General features: G+C 64.6%; 18 protein-coding genes. 17 read left to right on the plus strand and 1 reads right to left on the minus strand.

The window, feature by feature from the left end; genetic code table 11:
- The first annotated feature begins 80 nt into the window (after window positions 1-80).
- The 13 genes from mnmG (at window position 81) to AC1DK4_RS25305 (ending at window position 12,484) form a co-directional block, all read left to right on the plus strand.
- Window positions 81-2,021, plus strand: a complete 1,941-nt coding sequence (gene mnmG, locus AC1DK4_RS25245; RefSeq protein WP_441612879.1) for a tRNA uridine-5-carboxymethylaminomethyl(34) synthesis enzyme MnmG — start codon at window positions 81-83, stop codon at window positions 2,019-2,021.
- The gene (gene rsmG / locus AC1DK4_RS25250) at window positions 2,022-2,729 is read left to right on the plus strand and encodes a 16S rRNA (guanine(527)-N(7))-methyltransferase RsmG (RefSeq protein WP_441612880.1); all 708 of its coding nucleotides are present in this window, start codon (window positions 2,022-2,024) and stop codon (window positions 2,727-2,729) included.
- A 68-nt stretch (window positions 2,730-2,797) separates the two neighbouring features.
- The gene (locus AC1DK4_RS25255; RefSeq protein WP_477131846.1) at window positions 2,798-3,571 is read left to right on the plus strand and encodes a ParA family protein; all 774 of its coding nucleotides are present in this window, start codon (window positions 2,798-2,800) and stop codon (window positions 3,569-3,571) included.
- 38 nt (window positions 3,572-3,609) lie between these two features.
- Entirely contained in the window at window positions 3,610-4,512 is a 903-nt protein-coding gene (locus AC1DK4_RS25260) for a ParB/RepB/Spo0J family partition protein (protein WP_441612882.1), read from the plus strand.
- A gap of 332 nt (window positions 4,513-4,844) precedes the next feature.
- Entirely contained in the window at window positions 4,845-5,378 is a 534-nt protein-coding gene (locus tag AC1DK4_RS25265) for an ATP synthase subunit I (RefSeq protein WP_441613049.1), read from the plus strand.
- Between the two features lie 253 nt (window positions 5,379-5,631).
- Window positions 5,632-6,495, plus strand: coding sequence for a F0F1 ATP synthase subunit A (atpB, locus tag AC1DK4_RS25270; RefSeq protein ID WP_441612883.1), 864 nt, complete (start codon window positions 5,632-5,634; stop codon window positions 6,493-6,495).
- Window positions 6,496-6,565: 70 nt separating this feature from the next.
- Window positions 6,566-6,832, plus strand: a complete 267-nt coding sequence (gene atpE / locus AC1DK4_RS25275) for a F0F1 ATP synthase subunit C (protein ID WP_477131847.1) — start codon at window positions 6,566-6,568, stop codon at window positions 6,830-6,832.
- Window positions 6,833-6,931: 99 nt separating this feature from the next.
- Entirely contained in the window at window positions 6,932-7,402 is a 471-nt protein-coding gene (locus AC1DK4_RS25280) for a F0F1 ATP synthase subunit B (protein ID WP_441612884.1), read from the plus strand.
- Between the two features lie 2 nt (window positions 7,403-7,404).
- Window positions 7,405-7,944 (plus strand): F0F1 ATP synthase subunit delta, encoded by a 540-nt coding sequence (locus AC1DK4_RS25285; protein ID WP_441612885.1) that lies wholly within the window; start codon window positions 7,405-7,407, stop codon window positions 7,942-7,944.
- A 50-nt stretch (window positions 7,945-7,994) separates the two neighbouring features.
- Window positions 7,995-9,536 carry a F0F1 ATP synthase subunit alpha gene (gene atpA, locus AC1DK4_RS25290; RefSeq protein WP_441612886.1) on the plus strand — a complete coding sequence of 514 codons (1,542 nt, stop codon included), beginning with the start codon at window positions 7,995-7,997 and terminating at the stop codon, window positions 9,534-9,536.
- A gap of 74 nt (window positions 9,537-9,610) precedes the next feature.
- Window positions 9,611-10,486: a F0F1 ATP synthase subunit gamma gene (gene atpG / locus AC1DK4_RS25295; protein WP_441612887.1), complete on the plus strand. Its 876-nt coding sequence runs from the start codon at window positions 9,611-9,613 to the stop codon at window positions 10,484-10,486.
- A gap of 33 nt (window positions 10,487-10,519) precedes the next feature.
- Window positions 10,520-11,923, plus strand: a complete 1,404-nt coding sequence (atpD, locus tag AC1DK4_RS25300; RefSeq protein ID WP_441612888.1) for a F0F1 ATP synthase subunit beta — start codon at window positions 10,520-10,522, stop codon at window positions 11,921-11,923.
- Window positions 11,924-12,067: 144 nt separating this feature from the next.
- Window positions 12,068-12,484: a F0F1 ATP synthase subunit epsilon gene (locus tag AC1DK4_RS25305; protein ID WP_441612889.1), complete on the plus strand. Its 417-nt coding sequence runs from the start codon at window positions 12,068-12,070 to the stop codon at window positions 12,482-12,484.
- 385 nt (window positions 12,485-12,869) lie between these two features.
- Here the strand turns inward: AC1DK4_RS25305 and AC1DK4_RS25310 are convergent, their stop codons facing one another.
- Complete coding sequence (locus AC1DK4_RS25310) at window positions 12,870-13,148, minus strand: hypothetical protein (RefSeq protein WP_441612890.1); 279 nt, start codon at window positions 13,146-13,148, stop codon at window positions 12,870-12,872.
- A 121-nt stretch (window positions 13,149-13,269) separates the two neighbouring features.
- Between AC1DK4_RS25310 and AC1DK4_RS25315 the strand changes: the two genes are divergently transcribed.
- The 4 genes from AC1DK4_RS25315 (at window position 13,270) to hemE (ending at window position 16,871) form a co-directional block, all read left to right on the plus strand.
- The gene (locus AC1DK4_RS25315; protein ID WP_477116283.1) at window positions 13,270-14,238 is read left to right on the plus strand and encodes an RsiV family protein; all 969 of its coding nucleotides are present in this window, start codon (window positions 13,270-13,272) and stop codon (window positions 14,236-14,238) included.
- A gap of 5 nt (window positions 14,239-14,243) precedes the next feature.
- Window positions 14,244-14,666, plus strand: a complete 423-nt coding sequence (locus tag AC1DK4_RS25320; protein WP_441613050.1) for a CoA-binding protein — start codon at window positions 14,244-14,246, stop codon at window positions 14,664-14,666.
- A gap of 74 nt (window positions 14,667-14,740) precedes the next feature.
- Window positions 14,741-15,697 (plus strand): alpha/beta hydrolase, encoded by a 957-nt coding sequence (locus tag AC1DK4_RS25325; protein WP_441612892.1) that lies wholly within the window; start codon window positions 14,741-14,743, stop codon window positions 15,695-15,697.
- 76 nt (window positions 15,698-15,773) lie between these two features.
- On the plus strand, window positions 15,774-16,871 hold the full coding sequence (hemE, locus tag AC1DK4_RS25330) for a uroporphyrinogen decarboxylase (protein WP_441612893.1): 1,098 nt from the start codon (window positions 15,774-15,776) through the stop codon (window positions 16,869-16,871).
- The last annotated feature ends 95 nt before the right edge of the window (window positions 16,872-16,966 follow it).

The following is a 16,966-nucleotide window of genomic DNA, read 5'->3' on the forward strand; positions in this document are numbered from 1 at the left end:
CGCAAAAAAGCAGCAGCGATTGCCGCTATAATTCGGCATCCCGAATGATTCCCGTCAGCCTCCCGGAGGAGGTCCCGTCCATGCTTTACCCAAAAGAATTCGATGTCATTGTCGTCGGTGGTGGCCACGCCGGCACCGAAGCCGCGCTCGCCGCTGCACGTATGGGCTGCCAGACGCTGCTGCTGAGCCATAACATCGAAACGCTCGGCCAGATGAGCTGCAATCCGTCGATCGGCGGCATCGGCAAGGGCCATCTCGTCAAAGAGGTGGATGCAATGGGTGGCGCCATGGCCGCGGCCACGGATGAGTCGGGCATCCAGTTCCGTATCCTCAACTCCAGCAAGGGCCCGGCTGTGCGTGCCACGCGCGCCCAGGCGGACCGCGTGCTGTACCGCAAGGCAATCCGGACACGGCTGGAGAACCAGCCCAACCTGATGCTGTTCCAGCAGGCAGTGGACGACCTGATGGTGGAAGGGGATCGCGTAGTCGGGGCCGTGACCCAGGTCGGTATCGCCTTTCGCGCCCGCGCGGTGGTGCTGACCGCCGGTACCTTCCTGGATGGCAAGATCCACGTGGGCCTGGACAACTACACCGGTGGACGCGCTGGCGATCCGGCATCGGTTTCCTTGTCCGCGCGCCTGAAAGAACTGAAGCTGCCGCAGGGCCGCCTCAAGACGGGCACGCCGCCGCGTATCGATGGCCGGACCATCGATTTCTCGGTGATGGAGGAGCAGCCCGGCGATCTCGACCCGGTGCCGGTGTTCTCCTTCCTGGGGCGCGCCGAGCAGCATCCGCAGCAACTGCCTTGCTGGATCACCCATACCAACACCCGCACCCACGACATCATTCGCGGCGGCCTCGACCGCTCGCCGATGTACACGGGCGTGATCGAAGGGGTGGGGCCGCGCTACTGCCCGAGCATCGAGGACAAGATCCATCGCTTTGCCAGCAAGGACAGCCACCAGATCTTCCTCGAACCCGAAGGGCTGACCACCAACGAGTTCTATCCCAACGGCATCTCCACCAGCCTGCCGTTCGATGTGCAGCTCGAACTGGTGCATTCGATCCGCGGCATGGAGAACGCGCATATCCTGCGCCCTGGCTATGCCATCGAGTACGACTACTTCGATCCGCGTGCGCTGAAGGCGTCGCTGGAATCGAAGGCAATCCAGGGCCTGTTCTTCGCAGGGCAGATCAACGGCACCACCGGCTACGAAGAAGCCGCCGCCCAGGGCCTGCTGGCCGGCATCAACGCGGGATGCTTCGTACGCGAGCGCGCAGCCTGGACGCCGCGCCGGGACCAGGCCTATCTTGGGGTTCTGGTCGATGACCTGATCACCCGCGGGGTGTCGGAACCGTACCGGATGTTCACCAGCCGCGCAGAATTCCGTTTGAGCCTGCGGGAAGATAATGCCGATATGCGTCTGACAGAGGCTGGTCGGGAGCTCGGCGTGGTCGACGATGTGCGCTGGGATGCATTCAACCGTAAACGCGACGCCGTTTCACGTGAAACAGAGCGTTTGAAGACCACCTGGGTCAATCCGGCCCTGCTGCCGGAGGCCGATGCCGTGCCCTTGCTCGGCAAGGCCATCGAGCGCGAGTACAACCTCGCCGACTTGCTGCGCCGCCCCGCCGTGGCGTACGACGCATTGATGGCGTTGCAGGATGGGAAGTACGCACCCAAGCAGCCGCTCGACGCCGATCCCTTGCTGACCGGACAGATCCGCGAGCAGATCGAGATCGGCATCAAGTACCACGGCTATATCGCACGCCAGGCCGCCGAGGTCGTCAAGCTGGAGGCGAATGAAACCACGCGCCTGCCGGACGGCTTCGACTACACCGAAGTGCGCGGCCTCGGTTTCGAGGTCAGCCAGAAACTGAACCAGCACCGACCCGAGACGCTCGGCCAGGCTTCGCGTATCTCGGGTGTGACGCCGGCCGCGATCTCGCTGCTGTTGGTTCACCTGAAGAAGCGGGGCATGGGCCGTACCAAGTCCGGCTCCGGCCAAGAGGCAGCCTGAGTGCGGGGCCAACGCTACCCCGCCGTGGATGACGCCGACCAGCGCCGCCGCCTGGAAGCCGGGCTGTCCGCCATCGGGCTTGCACCTGGCGCGGCACAGATCGACCAGCTCTTCGCGTACCTGGCGCTGCTGCGCAAGTGGAATGCAATCTACAACCTGACCGCCATCCGCCATCCCGACGAGATGCTGACGCACCATATGCTCGACTCGCTGGCCGCCGTCCCGGCGCTGGCGGAGGCCGCGCGCAGCGTTGCGGTGGAGGAGGGCGCGCGCGCCCGCGTGCTCGACGTCGGTTCCGGCGGCGGCATGCCCGGCCTGCCGCTGGCCATTACCTGCCCGGACCTGTCCGTGCTGATGGTCGACATCGTGCAGAAGAAGACGGCATTCCTGACGCAGTGCCGGGCGCAGCTTGGCCTGTCGAATGCCGCCGCCCACTGGGGACCAGTGGAGAAGCTGGACGATGCCAGGGGCTACGCCGTCATCACCTCGCGTGCGTTTGCCGAGCTGAGCGACTTCGTCTCGCTCGCCGGCCACCTGCTCGCGCCGCAAGGCAAGCTGATCGCGATGAAGGGCGTTTATCCGCAGCCCGAAATCGACCGCATGGAAGCGGCGGGGATGATGGAGGAGTGGCAGGTCGAGGCGGTGCCGCGCCTGACCGTGCCGGAACTGGATGCAGAACGTCACCTGGTGGTGCTGTCGCGCCGCTGACCCGGCCGGTGGTTGTCGCCGGCGTCCACCCCGGCAGGTTGAAATCAAGCAGGAGCAGCTAAGAGCTTATGGCCAAGGTATTCGTGATCGCAAACCAGAAGGGCGGCGTCGGCAAGACCACCACCACGGTGAATCTTGCCGCCGGACTGGCGGCCCAGCAGCAGCGCGTGCTGCTGGTCGACCTCGATCCGCAGGGCAATGCCTCGATGGGCTCGGGCATCGACAAGCAATCGCTTGAACATAGCGTCTACCAGGTCCTGGTGGGCCTTTCGTCGATCGCGCAGGCGCGCCAGTATTCCGAGTCGGGCAAGTACGACGTGCTGCCCGCCAATCGCGAACTGGCCGGTGCCGAAGTGGAACTGGTCGAACTGGACCAGCGCGAGCGCCGCCTGAAAAATGCCATCGCCGAAGTCGATGCCGAGTACGACTTCGTGCTGATCGACTGCCCGCCGTCGCTGTCGCTGCTGACGCTCAACGGCCTGTGCGCCRCCAACGGCGTGATCGTGCCGATGCAGTGCGAGTACTTCGCGCTCGAAGGGCTGTCCGATCTCGTCAATACCATCAAGCAGGTACACGCCAATCTCAACCGCGACCTCAAGGTGATCGGTTTGTTGCGTGTGATGTTTGATCCACGTGTGACCTTGCAGCAGCAAGTGTCCGCCCAGCTGGAATCGCATTTCGGCGAGAAGGTGTTCAAGACCGTCATCCCGCGCAATGTGCGGCTGGCGGAAGCGCCGTCCTACGGCGTGCCGGGCGTGGCCTTCGATCCGTCCTCCAAGGGCGCGAAGGCCTACCTGGACTTTGGCGCAGAGATGATTGCTCGGGTCAGGTTGCTCGACTGAGCGGGCTTCGTACAGAAGATAGCAAGCGGGATAACGAGATGAGCACTGCAAAGAAAAAGGGCCTGGGCCGCGGACTGGAAGCCTTGCTTGGCGGCCCCGCCGAAATCGTCGATGCCGTGAAGCAGGAGGGCGCGCCCTCCGTGCTGCGCCTGGATCAGCTGCAGCCCGGCAAGTACCAGCCGCGCACGCGCATGGACGAAGGCGCGCTGCAGGAGCTGGCCGCGAGCATCCGCGCGCAGGGCCTGATGCAGCCGATCCTGGTGCGCCGGGTGGCGGAGCCGGACCGCTACGAGATCATCGCCGGCGAGCGCCGCTTCCGCGCGTCGCGCATCGCCGGGCTTGAACAAGTGCCGGTGCTCGTGAAGGATGTGGCCGACGACGCCGCCGCCGCAATGGCGCTGATCGAGAACATCCAGCGCGAGGACCTCAATCCGCTGGAAGAGGCGCAAGGCATCATGCGGCTGGTGCGCGAATTCGATTTCACGCACGAGCAGGCGGCCGAGTCGGTGGGGCGCTCGCGCAGCGCGGTGTCCAATCTGCTGCGCCTGCTCAACCTGGCCCAGCCGGTGCAGACCATGCTGATGGCGGGCGATCTCGACATGGGACACGCGCGCGCGCTGCTCGCCGTGGACGGCGCCAACCAGATCACGCTCGCCAACCAGATCGTCAACAAACGCCTCTCGGTACGTGAAACCGAGAAGCTGGTCGCATCCACGCTCAGGCCGCTCGATCTGCGCTCGATGCGGCAGAATGGCGTGGCGCCGGCACGCGATGTCGCGCGTCTCGAGGAGGAGTTGTCCGACGTGCTTGGCCTGCCGGTGCAGATCAAGCTGGGCGTGCGCGGCAAGGGCCAGCTCACCATTCACTTCACCAGCAACGATGCGCTCGACGGTGTGCTCACGCGTCTGCGCGAGCAGGGCGAAAGCCAGTCCCCGGCCTGACGACAGGCTCAGCTTTATTTTCCTAAAATAGTGCGCGATTAACGCACGGCGCTCGCGAAGCGGGCGCCGCGGTTGCGCCTGCGCGACGGACTTTGTCAGGCTTTGTCAGGTTTACGCAAGGCCAATAAACGATGATGTTGCGCCACGCGGGCCGAAAGTCTCAATTACCTGCCGCGTTATTGGCGCGCCGTCGCTTCGCGCGCAGTATGGCCTCGTGGGCGAAAGGAGATTGCGCACCGTTGCAAGGAGACTGTAAGCAGATTGACTCTGATGGTGCATTCCTCGTAAAATCGTGCGGTTTGAATTCCAGCCGGTCCAAGAAAGTTCCGAGCATGGAGTTAACAACCAGCAGAGGCAATACGCAGGTGGTTTCTGATCGTCGAGATGCCCGTCAGGACAAGGACTGGCAGGCGCGCGATGCCTGGGAGGACGAGGCAGAGCGCGAGGAAGAGGCGGTCGAGCCGCTGTCGCGCGCGGAAGCGGAAACGCTGCTCGGTGCGCGTGCGCTGCGCCCTTCGCGCATGACGCCCGGCAGGGTCGTGCTGGCGCAGGTGGCGGTGACGGTTCTGTCGGCCATTGCGTGGCGAGTGTTCGCCAGCGGCGATGCCGCGGCGGCTGGCTGGTCCGCGCTGTTTGGCGGCGTCGTATGTTTCGTGCCGAGCGGTTTTTTCGCGTTGCGCCTGTGGCTGTCGCGCGAGCGTACCTCGGTCGGCGGCCTGGTCGTCGGCGAGGCCATCAAGGTGTTTGCCACCGTCGCCCTGTTTGTGCTGGTGGTGGTGCTGTACCGCGAGTTGCGCTGGGTGCCGATGCTGGTCACGTTTTTGCTGGCGCTGAAGACCTACTGGGTGGCGCTGGCGATTCGCTGAACGCGTCGCTGCGGACTTGTCCACAGACAAGGCGGCCGCGGTGGTTCGAATACAGTGCATCCCATCGAGTTGGGGCACGAAAACGGAATATCAAGAGTTTTTTGGCGTGGCGCGTCACAACGGTGAAGCGCGGCGCAGATAAGGTTAAGACGTCCTTGCCCGCGGTGACCAGCGACTCATGCTGAAGGCGGTGCAAGAAGCGTACCGGCAGAATGCCGGCCACTGGTTTCGCAATATTACGGTTCGTTTCGACATGTCAGCTGCTCAAGGCGCCGAACAGGCGCTCACCCCCTCCGGCTATATCGCCGAACACTTGCAGAACCTGAACACGGTTGGCGGCAAGCAAGCCTCCGTGGTCGATTTCAGCGTCCTCAACTACGACACGGTGTTCTGGTCGGTCCTGTGCGGGGCGATCGCCGTGATCTTCCTGTACGCCGCCGCGCGCCGCGCCACGGCCGGCGTGCCGGGCCGCTTCCAGGCCTTCGTCGAGATGATCGTCGAAATGGTCGACGACCAGGCCAAGGGCATCATCCATGGCGACCGTTCCTTTATCGCCCCGCTGGCGCTGATGGTGTTCTGCTGGATCACCGTGATGAACGCCATCGACTTGATCCCGGTCGACTGGGTCACCGGCCTGAACGGCCTGCTGGGCATCTTCCACATCCACCTGCCGCACCACCGCGCGGTTGCCACGGCCGACCTGAACGGTACGCTGGGCATGTCGTGCTCGGTGCTGGTGCTGATGATTTACTACAGCTTCAAGATCAAGGGCGCCGGCGGCTTCATGCACGAGCTGTTCTCGGCCCCGTTCGGCGCCAAGTGGTACCTGGCCCCGTTCAACCTGGTCCTGAATCTCATCGAATTCCTCGCCAAGGCGGTTTCGCTGGGCATGCGGTTGTTCGGCAACATGTACGCCGGCGAACTGGTGTTCCTGCTGATCGCGCTGCTGGGTTCCATCTGGACGTTCGGTGCGGACCTGTCCGCGCTGGGCTTCGTCGGTCACGTGCTGGCCGGTACCGTATGGGCGATCTTCCACATCCTGATCGTCCTGCTCCAGGCCTTCATTTTCATGATGCTGACGCTGGTGTACATCGGCCAGGCACATGATCACCACTGATTTTCCGGTTTTTGGTTTTTTGGTTTTCAGTTTTTCAAGTTCCAAGTCTCTCTAAATTAAAGGAGTCGTCATGCAAGCATATCTCGCCAACATCCAGGGTCTGACCGCTATTGGTATCGGCATCATCATCGGTCTGGGCGCAATCGGCGCCTGCCTGGGTATCGCCCTGATGGGTGGCAAGTACATCGAAGCGTGCGCACGTCAGCCCGAGCTGATGAACCCGCTGCAAACCAAGATGTTCCTGCTGGCTGGCCYGATCGACGCAGCATTCCTGATCGGCGTGGGCGTTGCAATGCTGTTCGCATTCGCCAACCCGCTGCTGGCTGTCATCAAGTAATTCTTTTCGGTCTGCATGATGCTGACGGGCGGCGCGGGCCACTTAGCCTGGCCGCCCTTGYGCATTTATCTGTAGTTTGATTACCGAAAGGAACACACCATGAATCTGAACGCAACGTTTCTTGCGCAGATGGTCGTGTTCTTCATCCTGTGGTGGGTAGTTGCCAAATTCATTTGGCCGCCGCTGGTGAAGGCGCTCGACGAACGCGCAAAGAAGATCGCCGATGGCCTCGCCGCTGCCGAAAAGGGCAAGGCTGAGCTCGAACTCGCCAACAAGCGTGTGGACCAGGCCCTGGCCGAAGCCCGCACCGAAGGTGCTCAACGCGTCGCCGACGCCGAGAAGCGCGCCCAGCTGACGGCAGACGAGATCAAGCATAACGCCCAGGCGGAAGCCGCACGCATCATTGCCCAGGCCAAGGCCGAAGCGGACCAGCAAGTCACCCGCGCGCGCGAACAGCTGCGCGACCAGGTTGCCGTGCTGGCCGTCAAGGGTGCCGAGCAGATCCTCAAGCGCGAAGTGAACGCGCAGGTCCACTCCGACCTGCTCAATCAACTCAAGGCTGAGCTCTAATCATGGCTGAAACCGCAACCATTGCCCGTCCCTACGCCGAGGCGCTGTTCCGCGTCGCGACCGAATCGAGCGGCAATCTGGATGCATGGTCCGAGCTGGTGTCGGAAATGGGGCAAGTCGCCGCCAATCCCGACATGAAGGCGGTGGCTGGCGATCCGAACGTGCACGGCGACAAGCTGGCTGCACTGTTCCTGTCGGCCCTGAAATCTCCGGTCAATGACGAAGCCAAGCGCTTTGTCGGCCTGCTGGTGGACAACCACCGCCTGGCCGTGTTGCCGGAAATCGCCGAGCAGTTCCATGCGCTCAAGAACGCCCGTGAAGGGTCGGCCGATGTCGAGATCACGAGTGCCTTCCCCATCGAAGGCGCAACCCTGACCGACCTCGTCGCCGCGCTCGAACGCAAGTTCGGCCGCAAGCTGCAGCCCTCGGTTGCGGTAGACCCGTCGCTGATCGGCGGTGTGCGCGTCAAGGTTGGCGACGAAGTCCTCGACACCTCCGTGCGTGCGCGCCTGGCTGCGATGCAAGTCGCGCTGACCGCCTGATGCGCGCAAGCGCTCACCGGCCGACGGATTGAAGAATTAGGAGCATTGTTATGCAACTGAACCCCTCAGAAATCAGCGAGCTGATCAAGTCCCGCATCTCGGGTCTTGGCGCCGACGCTGAAGTGCGCAACACCGGCACGGTTATCTCCGTGACCGATGGTATCTGCCGCGTGCACGGCCTGTCCGGCGTGATGCAGGGCGAGATGCTGGAATTCCCCGGCAACACCTTCGGCCTCGCGCTGAACCTCGAGCGCGACTCTGTCGGCGCCGTGGTGCTGGGCGACTACGAACACATTTCGGAAGGCGACCCGGTCAAGTGCACCGGCCGCATTCTGGAAGTGCCGGTCGGCCGCGAATTGCTCGGCCGCGTGGTCAACACGCTGGGCCAGCCGATCGACGGCAAGGGCCCGATCAACGCCAAGGAATTCGACGTTATCGAAAAGGTTGCCCCTGGCGTGATCGCACGTCAGTCGGTTAGCCAGCCGGTGCAGACCGGCCTGAAGTCGATCGACGCGATGGTGCCTATCGGCCGTGGCCAGCGCGAGCTGATCATTGGCGACCGCCAGACCGGCAAGACCGCCGTGGCTGTCGACGCCATCATCAACCAGAAGGGCAAGGGCGTCTTCTGCGTGTACGTGGCAATCGGTCAGAAGGCTTCGACCGTGAACAACGTGGTGCGCAAGCTCGAAGAACTCGGCGCGATGGAATACACCATCGTCATCGCCGCAACGGCTTCGGACTCCGCCGCCATGCAGTATCTGGCTGCCTACGCCGGCTGCACGATGGGCGAGTACTTCCGCGACCGCGGCGAAGACGCGCTGATCGTCTATGACGACCTGACCAAGCAAGCCTGGGCCTACCGCCAGGTGTCGCTGCTGCTGCGCCGCCCGCCGGGCCGCGAAGCTTACCCCGGCGACGTGTTCTACCTGCACTCGCGTCTGCTCGAGCGCGCAGCCCGCGTGAACGCCGACTACGTCGAGAAGTTCACCAAGGGTGCCGTGACCGGCAAGACCGGCTCGCTGACCGCGCTGCCCGTGATCGAAACGCAGGCTGGCGACGTGTCCGCCTTCGTGCCGACCAACGTGATCTCGATCACCGACGGCCAGATCTTCCTGGAAACCGACCTGTTCAACGCTGGTATCCGCCCCGCAATCAACGCCGGTATCTCGGTGTCGCGCGTTGGTGGTGCCGCCCAGACCAAGGTCGTCAAGAAGCTGTCCGGCGGTATCCGTACCGACCTGGCCCAGTACCGTGAGCTGGCTGCGTTCGCGCAGTTCGCTTCCGACCTGGACGATGCCACCCGCAAGCAGCTGGAGCGCGGCCGCCGCGTGACCGAACTGCTCAAGCAGGCGCAGTACCTGCCCCTGCAGGTGTGGCAGCTGGCCGCGTCGCTGTACGCAGCCAACAACGGCTTCCTCGACAACGTGGAAGTGAAGGACATTCTCCCGTTCGAGAAGGGCCTGCACGACCATCTGAAGACCAAGTACGCCGACCTCATCAACCGCATCGAAGATACCAAGGATCTGTCGAAGGAAGATGAAGCCGCGCTGCGTGCAGCGATCGAGGATTTCAAGAAGTCCGCCGCGTTCTAACCGCGCAATTCCACGAAACTGCGCCGGCACCGTTGCCATGACGGTGCCGGCGCGGCACGAATGGAGAGGAAGATATGGCCGGAACGAAAGAAATTCGAACCAAGATCAAGAGCGTGCAAAACACGCGCAAGATCACCAAGGCGATGGAGATGGTCGCCGCGTCCAAGATGCGCAAGGCGCAGGAACGGATGCGCAACGCCCGTCCCTATGCCGAGAAAGTGCGCAATATCGCGGCGCACCTGGCTTCGGCCAACCCCGAGTTCAAGCACCCCTTCATGGTGGCACGCGAAGTCAAGCGCGCCGGCATGATCGTGGTGACGACCGACAAGGGTCTGTGCGGTGGCATGAACACGAACGTGCTGCGCGCGGTCACCAATGAGCTGCGTGAGCTGCAGAACCGCGGCGTGCAGGTGCAAAGCACCGCCATCGGTTCCAAGGGCATGCAGTTCCTGGGCCGCGTCGGCGCCAAGGTGGTTTCGCACGTGGTGCAGCTCGGTGACACCCCGCATCTGGAAAAACTGATCGGCGCGATCAAGGTCCAGCTCGACGCTTTCACCAATGGTGAGGTCGATGCCGTGTACCTGGCTTACACCAAGTTCATCAATACGATGAAACAGGAGCCGATGGTGGAGCAGCTGCTGCCGCTCCCCGCCGACAAGTTTGCCCAGACCGAAGATGAAAAGCGCGCCTACTCGTGGGATTACATCTACGAGCCCGACGCCCAGACCGTGGTGGAAGAACTGTTGGTCCGCTACGTCGAAGCGCTGGTGTACCAGGCCGTGGCCGAGAACATGGCGTCCGAGCAATCGGCGCGCATGGTGGCCATGAAGGCGGCATCCGACAACGCCAAGAACGTGATCGGCGAACTGCAACTGGTCTACAACAAGACCCGTCAGGCAGCGATCACCAAGGAACTGTCGGAAATCGTCAGCGGTGCCGCAGCCGTCTAAGGCGTCAAGTATTCAAGCTATCGGAGATACGAAATGAGTATCGGAAATATTGTGCAGTGTATTGGCGCCGTGGTGGACATCGAGTTCCCCCGCGACGCGCTGCCGAAGGTGTACGACGCGCTCGTGCTGGAAGAGAGCAACGAAGCCTCGTTCGCCGAGAAGGGCCTGACCTTCGAAGTGCAGCAACAGCTGGGTGACGGCGTGGTGCGTACCATTGCCCTGGGTTCGTCGGACGGCCTGCGCCGCGGCATGGCAGTGAAGAGCACCGGCGCGCCGATCTCGGTGCCGGTTGGCCAGGGCACCCTGGGCCGCATCATGGACGTGCTGGGTCGTCCGATCGACGACGCCGGCCCGATCGCTTCGGAAGAACTGCGCGCGATCCACCAGAAGGCCCCGAAGTTCGACGAACTGTCGCCTTCCGTGGACCTGCTGGAAACCGGCATCAAGGTGATCGACCTGGTGTGCCCGTTCGCAAAGGGTGGCAAGGTGGGTCTGTTCGGCGGCGCCGGTGTCGGCAAGACCGTGAACATGATGGAGCTCATCAACAACATCGCCAAGCAGCACAGCGGTTTGTCGGTGTTCGCCGGCGTGGGCGAGCGTACCCGTGAAGGGAACGACTTCTACCACGAAATGAAGGACTCSAACGTTCTCGACAAGGTGGCCATGGTGTTCGGCCAGATGAACGAGCCGCCGGGCAACCGTCTGCGCGTGGCACTGTCCGGCCTGACCATGGCCGAGAAGTTCCGCGACGAAGGCCGTGACATCCTGTTCTTCGTCGACAACATCTACCGCTACACGCTGGCCGGTACCGAAGTGTCGGCACTGCTGGGCCGTATGCCTTCCGCAGTGGGTTACCAGCCGACGCTGGCCGAGGAAATGGGCAAGCTGCAAGAGCGCATCACCTCGACCAAGACCGGCTCGATCACGTCGATCCAGGCCGTGTACGTGCCTGCGGATGACTTGACCGACCCGTCGCCTGCCACCACCTTCCTGCACCTGGACTCGACCGTCGTGCTGTCGCGTGACATCGCCGCGCTGGGTATCTACCCGGCCGTCGATCCGCTCGATTCGACCTCGCGTCAGCTCGACCCGCAAGTGGTGGGTCAGGAGCACTACGACGTGGCCCGTCGCGTGCAGCAAACGCTGCAGCGCTACAAGGAACTGCGCGACATCATCGCGATTCTGGGCATGGACGAACTGTCGCCGGAAGACAAGCAGGCCGTGTCGCGCGCTCGTAAGATCCAGCGTTTCCTGTCGCAGCCCTTCCACGTCGCGGAAGTGTTCACGGGTTCGCCGGGCAAGTACGTGCCGCTGAAGGAAACCATCCGTGGCTTCAAGATGCTGGTGGACGGCGAGTGCGATCACCTGCCGGAGCAAGCGTTCTACATGGTCGGTTCGATCGACGAAGCCTTCGAGAAGGCCAAGAAGCTCCAGTAAGCGGCGTCTTTCGCCTGCGGGCGTCGTAGCGGCGGCCCGCCCCGGACAGCACAATGTCCGAGGCGGGTCACGCTCGGCCCCAAGGGCGGAATACTTGCTTCCTGGCAACGGGAAGCCGAAGCTTTCAGGGACAAAGGAATTCACATGGCAACCATTCTTGTAGACGTCGTCAGCGCCGAATCGTCGATCTTCTCCGGTCAGGCGAGGTTCGTGGCACTGCCGGGCGAGTCGGGCGAGCTGGGTATCCTGCCGGGCCATACGCCGCTGATCACGCGTATCCAGCCGGGCGCAGTGCGCATCGAGAAGGAAGACGGTAGCGAAGAGTTCGTGTTCGTGGCCGGCGGCATCCTCGAAGTGCAACCCAAGCACGTCACCGTGCTGGCGGACACCGCGATCCGCGGTGGCGACCTCGACGAAGCCAAGGCGCAGGAAGCCAAGCGCGCCGCCGAGGAGCTGATGCAGAACCAGAGCAGCGATCTCGACCTGGCACGTGCGCAGGGYGAGCTGGCTGTGGCTACTGCGCAACTGGCAGCCATCGCGCGCCTGCGTCGCAAGCGCTGAGAAAAGGCAGTCTCGCCCCGCCTGTTGTTTTTTGGCAGTGGCGAGAAAAAAGGCAGCCGCAAGGCTGCCTTTTTCATGAGCCTGCGACTATTCTGTCGGCTCAGACCAAAAAAAAGCGCGCGGGCCGGGGAGGCTCCGCGCGGACGGGAAAAGCCCTTCGAGGGGTCAATTCGAAGGAACGGGTAAGGTCCAGGTCATCCAACAGGCGCCAGCCACTTTCCATACGGCAAGGTGGTCAGGCATCCGGTCAGGCGGTACCGATCGCAATCAGACGATCCAACCAGCCGGAAACGGAGCGCGCCAACAATCTCAACCTGGTACACCGACCGCAGGCGTCGCCTGCGATCCGGTCAATCTGGGTGGGAATGCTTCCTAAAGGCTTTCTTCACGACGCCCTCCCTTTCTGTTTGGGGGAGGGAACGCCTTCACAAAAAACTGATTGTGTTAAAGCATTGTGGGGGAAACTTTTGGGGATGGCAGTAACAAAATGTATCGGTTTGCAAGAAGTTGAAAACGCCGTAACCGAAATGTCAGCCAAATAAGCCTCTTTAATCTCATATCGGCCGTTTTGCTGCATCGCAGCGGGAACATCGCCGGACCACGCCAGTCCCATTGCTTTCGCTGACCCAGCCATCCGCCTCGCGGTCTGGCCGCCGATTGCCATGCCGTCCTTTTCCGCCTTTCCTGTCTTTCCCGTTTCCCGCCGCCCCCGCGCCCAGGTACGAAATGCCCTTGTGCAGCTTGGCCTCGCGGGGCTTGTCGCTGGCGCGCCGGCGGCAAGCGGCGTGGCGCGCGCGGACAGCCCGCACACGCTCGCCGGTTCCTTCTGGCAGGGCGATCTCGGCGGTGGCGAGCAGGTATCGCTGACGATATTTCCACGCGCCGGGACCGATATAGTCGACGGAACCGTTCGTTACGATTCAATGCTCTCGGCCATCCCTCGCCAGCTGGATGGCCAATTGACATCGGGCGGCGCCCTGAGCCTGCGCGAGCAGGCGGCTTTCCCCCCCTCCCTCGACTCCGCCGAAGCAAGCGATGGCGCCCGTTTCGAGGGCACGCTCTCTGCCGACAGGCACACCGCCAACGGGCTGTGGACAAGTCCCGATGGCAGCGCGCGCCAGCTCGTGCTGACGCGCAAGGCAGTCTATCGCGAGAACAAGGCGGAGGTGGCGGGGGCGCGCCTTGCAGAACGCTATCCCGAAACCGGTCGGCAGGACATCGACGCGCTGATCGCCTCCCTGCGTACCAGCGGCTGCGGCGAGGGCGAGCTGGAATGCCGTAGCGCGGTGGAACTCGTCAGGCTTGATGCCGATGCGGTCAGCCTGTTGCGTACCACCTGGCGCTACAGCGGCGGTGCGCACGGCAGCCTGGACTACGCCGGCGCAACGTGGCGCAACGATGCCGGCAGGGACGGCCGGCCCGCCTATGCGCCAATCCGGCTCGCCGACCTGTTGGGAGGCAAAGGCTGCGTGCGCAAGCTCAACGCGGAGCTGCAAGCGTCGCTGACGCAGCAGGGCGCGGCCCACCCGGAGCGCGGCGCACTCGACGACCAGGCGCTGCGCGATGACCGCACTCCCTATACGCTGTACCGCGGCGGGCTGGTGCTGCACTATGCACCCTATGCGGTGGGACCGTTCGCACAGGGCGCCTACCAGGTGGCGGTGCCGTTTGCTCGGCTGGGCGGCTGCGCCCGCCCGCCCGGCACAAGCCGCGAAGAATCCCCCCAACCCGAACCGAAGGAAACGCAGACGTGAGCGAGATGCAGACAGCCATCCGGGACATGCTGGCGATGAAGACCGTCGCCGTGGCGGGCCTGTCCGACAACCCGGCCCGCGCCAGCCACGAAGTGGCCGCCTTCATGCAGGCACGCGGCTATCGCATCGTGCCGGTCAATCCCAACCATGCCGGCGCGCGTATCCTGGGGCAGACCTGCCATGCCAGCCTGGCCGACGCGGCGCGGGCACTGGCCGCCGAAGGGCAGCGCATCGACTGGGTGGACATCTTCCGCCGCGCCGACGACGTGCCGCCGGTGGTGGACGACGCCATCGCCATCGGTGCGCGCGGCGTCTGGCTGCAACTCGGCATCGTCAACGACGAGGCCTTCGCCCGCGCCCGAGCCGCCGGGCTGCTCGCGGTGCAGGACCGTTGCGCCAAGATCGAGCTGATGCACGCGGACGCCTGAAGGCGCGAACGCCGCTACACTGCGGGGTTGCAGGCGCCTTGCGCCGCGACCCCATCAACCCGTCCGACCCAGCCATGGCCATCGATCCCCAGCTCCTCGACTATTACCGCCGGCTTGCCGAGCGCTATGCCGGCCAACCCGCGCCGGCCGATGCCGCGGGCCGTCGCGCCCGCTTCGCCGAAATCGCAGCGACTTCGCTGGTGCCGGACCCCGAAGGCCTCGTCGTCACGGATCTGGAGATCGCGCTGCCCGGCCGTACGCTGGCGGCACGCCTGTACCGCCCGGAGGGCGTGACGGAGCCGCGCCTCATGGTCTACTTCCATGGCGGCGGGTGGGTGGTCGGCTCGCACGAGACGCATCACACCGTGGCGGCGCTGCTGGCTGCCGATACCGGCTGCGCCGTCGCCAGCATCGACTACCGGCTCGCCCCGGAGCATCCGTTTCCCGCGCCGTGCGACGACGCGCTGCAGTCGTTGCTCTGGTTCGCCGAGCAACGCGCGCGGCTGCGCCTCGATACCCGCTTCCTGGCCGTGGCCGGCGACAGCGCCGGTGGCCACCTGGCGGCGCAGGCGGCGCGCTGGGCGAACGCGCACGGACATCCCGGGCTGGTCAACGCCCAACTGCTGATCTATCCGGTGACGGCGCCGGCCCTTGCCACCGAGAGCTATCGCGCCTTTGCCGACGGCCCTGGCCTCACGCGTGACGAAATGGCCTGGTTCTGGACCCAGTTCATCGGCGCGGAGCAACTCGCCGCGGGCGCCGCCATCGAAGACACGCGCATCCACCTCATGGGCGCGGCGCCAAGGCACCTGCCGCCCGCCAGCGTGGTGGTGGTGGCGGCCAATGACGTGCTGCGCGACGACGGCCTGGCCTACGCCGACTACCTGGTGCGCTACGGCGCAGCCGTGATCACGCTGGAAGCCAGTGGCATGACGCATGGTTTCGCCCGCCTGCAGCCCGATGTGCCGCGCGCGCGCGAATGGATGCGCCGCGCCGCGCAGGCCTTCAAGGAACTGGCGGACGACATTTGACGCAAATGCGCCGACGCCGCCGCACGGCGGGGAGGAACGCGGCGCGGGCATCCCGTAGAATGGCGGTCTTACGAGGATGACCATGACCGCACTGCAGAACGATACCTTCCTGCGCGCACTGCGCCGGCAGCCTACCGAGTACACCCCGCTGTGGCTGATGCGACAGGCCGGCCGCTACCTGCCCGAGTACAACGCCACGCGCGCGCGCGCCGGCAGCTTTCTCGGGCTGGCCAAGGACCCGGCCTATGCCACCGAGGTGACGCTGCAGCCGCTCGAGCGCTACCCGCTCGACGCGGCCATCCTCTTCTCCGACATCCTCACCGTGCCTGACGCCATGGGCCTGGGCCTGTCGTTCGCGCAGGGCGAGGGGCCGCGCTTTGCCCGTCCGTTGCGCACCGAAGCCGACGTGATGAAGCTGGCGGTGCCCGACATGGCCTCGCTGCGCTATGTGTTCGACGCGGTCAGCGAGATCCGGCGTGCGCTCGTGCAGGACGGCCGCCAGCGCGTGCCGCTGATCGGCTTTTCGGGCAGCCCCTGGACGCTGGCCTGCTATATGGTCGAAGGCGCCGGCTCTTCGGATTTCCGCACCGTCAAGAGCATGATGTACAGCCGCCCGGACCTGATGCACCGCATCCTGGAGATCAACGCGCGCGCCGTATCCGCCTACCTGAACGCACAGATCGAGGCCGGCGCGCAGGCCGTGATGCTGTTCGATACCTGGGGCGGCACGCTGGCCGACGGCATGTACCAGGCGTTCTCGCTGGCCTATATGCGCCAGGTGGTGGCCGGGCTCAAGCGCGAGCAAGACGGCCAGCAAGTGCCGGTGATCGTCTTCACCAAGGGCGGCGGCCTGTGGCTGGAAGAACTGGCCGGCATCGGGGCCGACGCGCTCGGACTCGACTGGACGGTCAACCTGCAGCAGGCGCGCCGCCGTACCGGCGGCCAGGTCGCCCTGCAGGGGAATATCGACCCCAATGTGCTGTTCGCGCCGGAATCCGCCATCCGCACGCAGGTGCGCGGCGTGCTCGACAGCTACGCCGCCGGCGGCGGCAGCGACGGCCATGTGTTCAACCTCGGCCATGGCATCTCCCAGTTCACGCCGCCTGAGAATGTCACGGTGCTGGTGGACGAGGTGCATCGCTACAGCCGCCAGCTGCGGGCCAGCGCGGGGTGATACGTGGTGCACGCCCCGCCGCCGGCCGGGCGGCGGCGGCTGTGCGGCGCAGCGAGCGTGACGCCTGCGGCGCGTTCCCGAAGCCGGGTGGCGCG

It is taken from the genome of Cupriavidus sp. 05N38, assembly GCF_056397345.1.

Excerpts from the sequence above, each read along its gene's own strand:
- AC1DK4_RS25310 (WP_441612890.1), bottom strand. The coding sequence starts at position 13,148 with ATGGCAATCGGCGGCCAGACCGCGAGGCGGATGGCTGGGTCAGCGAAA.
- hemE (WP_441612893.1), top strand. The coding sequence starts at position 15,774 with ATGACCATGACCGCACTGCAGAACGATACCTTCCTGCGCGCACTGCGC.
- atpG (WP_441612887.1), top strand. The coding sequence starts at position 9,611 with ATGGCCGGAACGAAAGAAATTCGAACCAAGATCAAGAGCGTGCAAAAC.
- AC1DK4_RS25280 (WP_441612884.1), top strand. The coding sequence starts at position 6,932 with ATGAATCTGAACGCAACGTTTCTTGCGCAGATGGTCGTGTTCTTCATC.
- mnmG (WP_441612879.1), top strand. The coding sequence starts at position 81 with ATGCTTTACCCAAAAGAATTCGATGTCATTGTCGTCGGTGGTGGCCAC.
- AC1DK4_RS25325 (WP_441612892.1), top strand. The coding sequence starts at position 14,741 with ATGGCCATCGATCCCCAGCTCCTCGACTATTACCGCCGGCTTGCCGAG.
- atpB (WP_441612883.1), top strand. The coding sequence starts at position 5,632 with ATGTCAGCTGCTCAAGGCGCCGAACAGGCGCTCACCCCCTCCGGCTAT.
- atpA (WP_441612886.1), top strand. The coding sequence starts at position 7,995 with ATGCAACTGAACCCCTCAGAAATCAGCGAGCTGATCAAGTCCCGCATC.
- AC1DK4_RS25320 (WP_441613050.1), top strand. The coding sequence starts at position 14,244 with ATGCAGACAGCCATCCGGGACATGCTGGCGATGAAGACCGTCGCCGTG.
- AC1DK4_RS25285 (WP_441612885.1), top strand. The coding sequence starts at position 7,405 with ATGGCTGAAACCGCAACCATTGCCCGTCCCTACGCCGAGGCGCTGTTC.
- AC1DK4_RS25260 (WP_441612882.1), top strand. The coding sequence starts at position 3,610 with ATGAGCACTGCAAAGAAAAAGGGCCTGGGCCGCGGACTGGAAGCCTTG.
- AC1DK4_RS25265 (WP_441613049.1), top strand. The coding sequence starts at position 4,845 with ATGGAGTTAACAACCAGCAGAGGCAATACGCAGGTGGTTTCTGATCGT.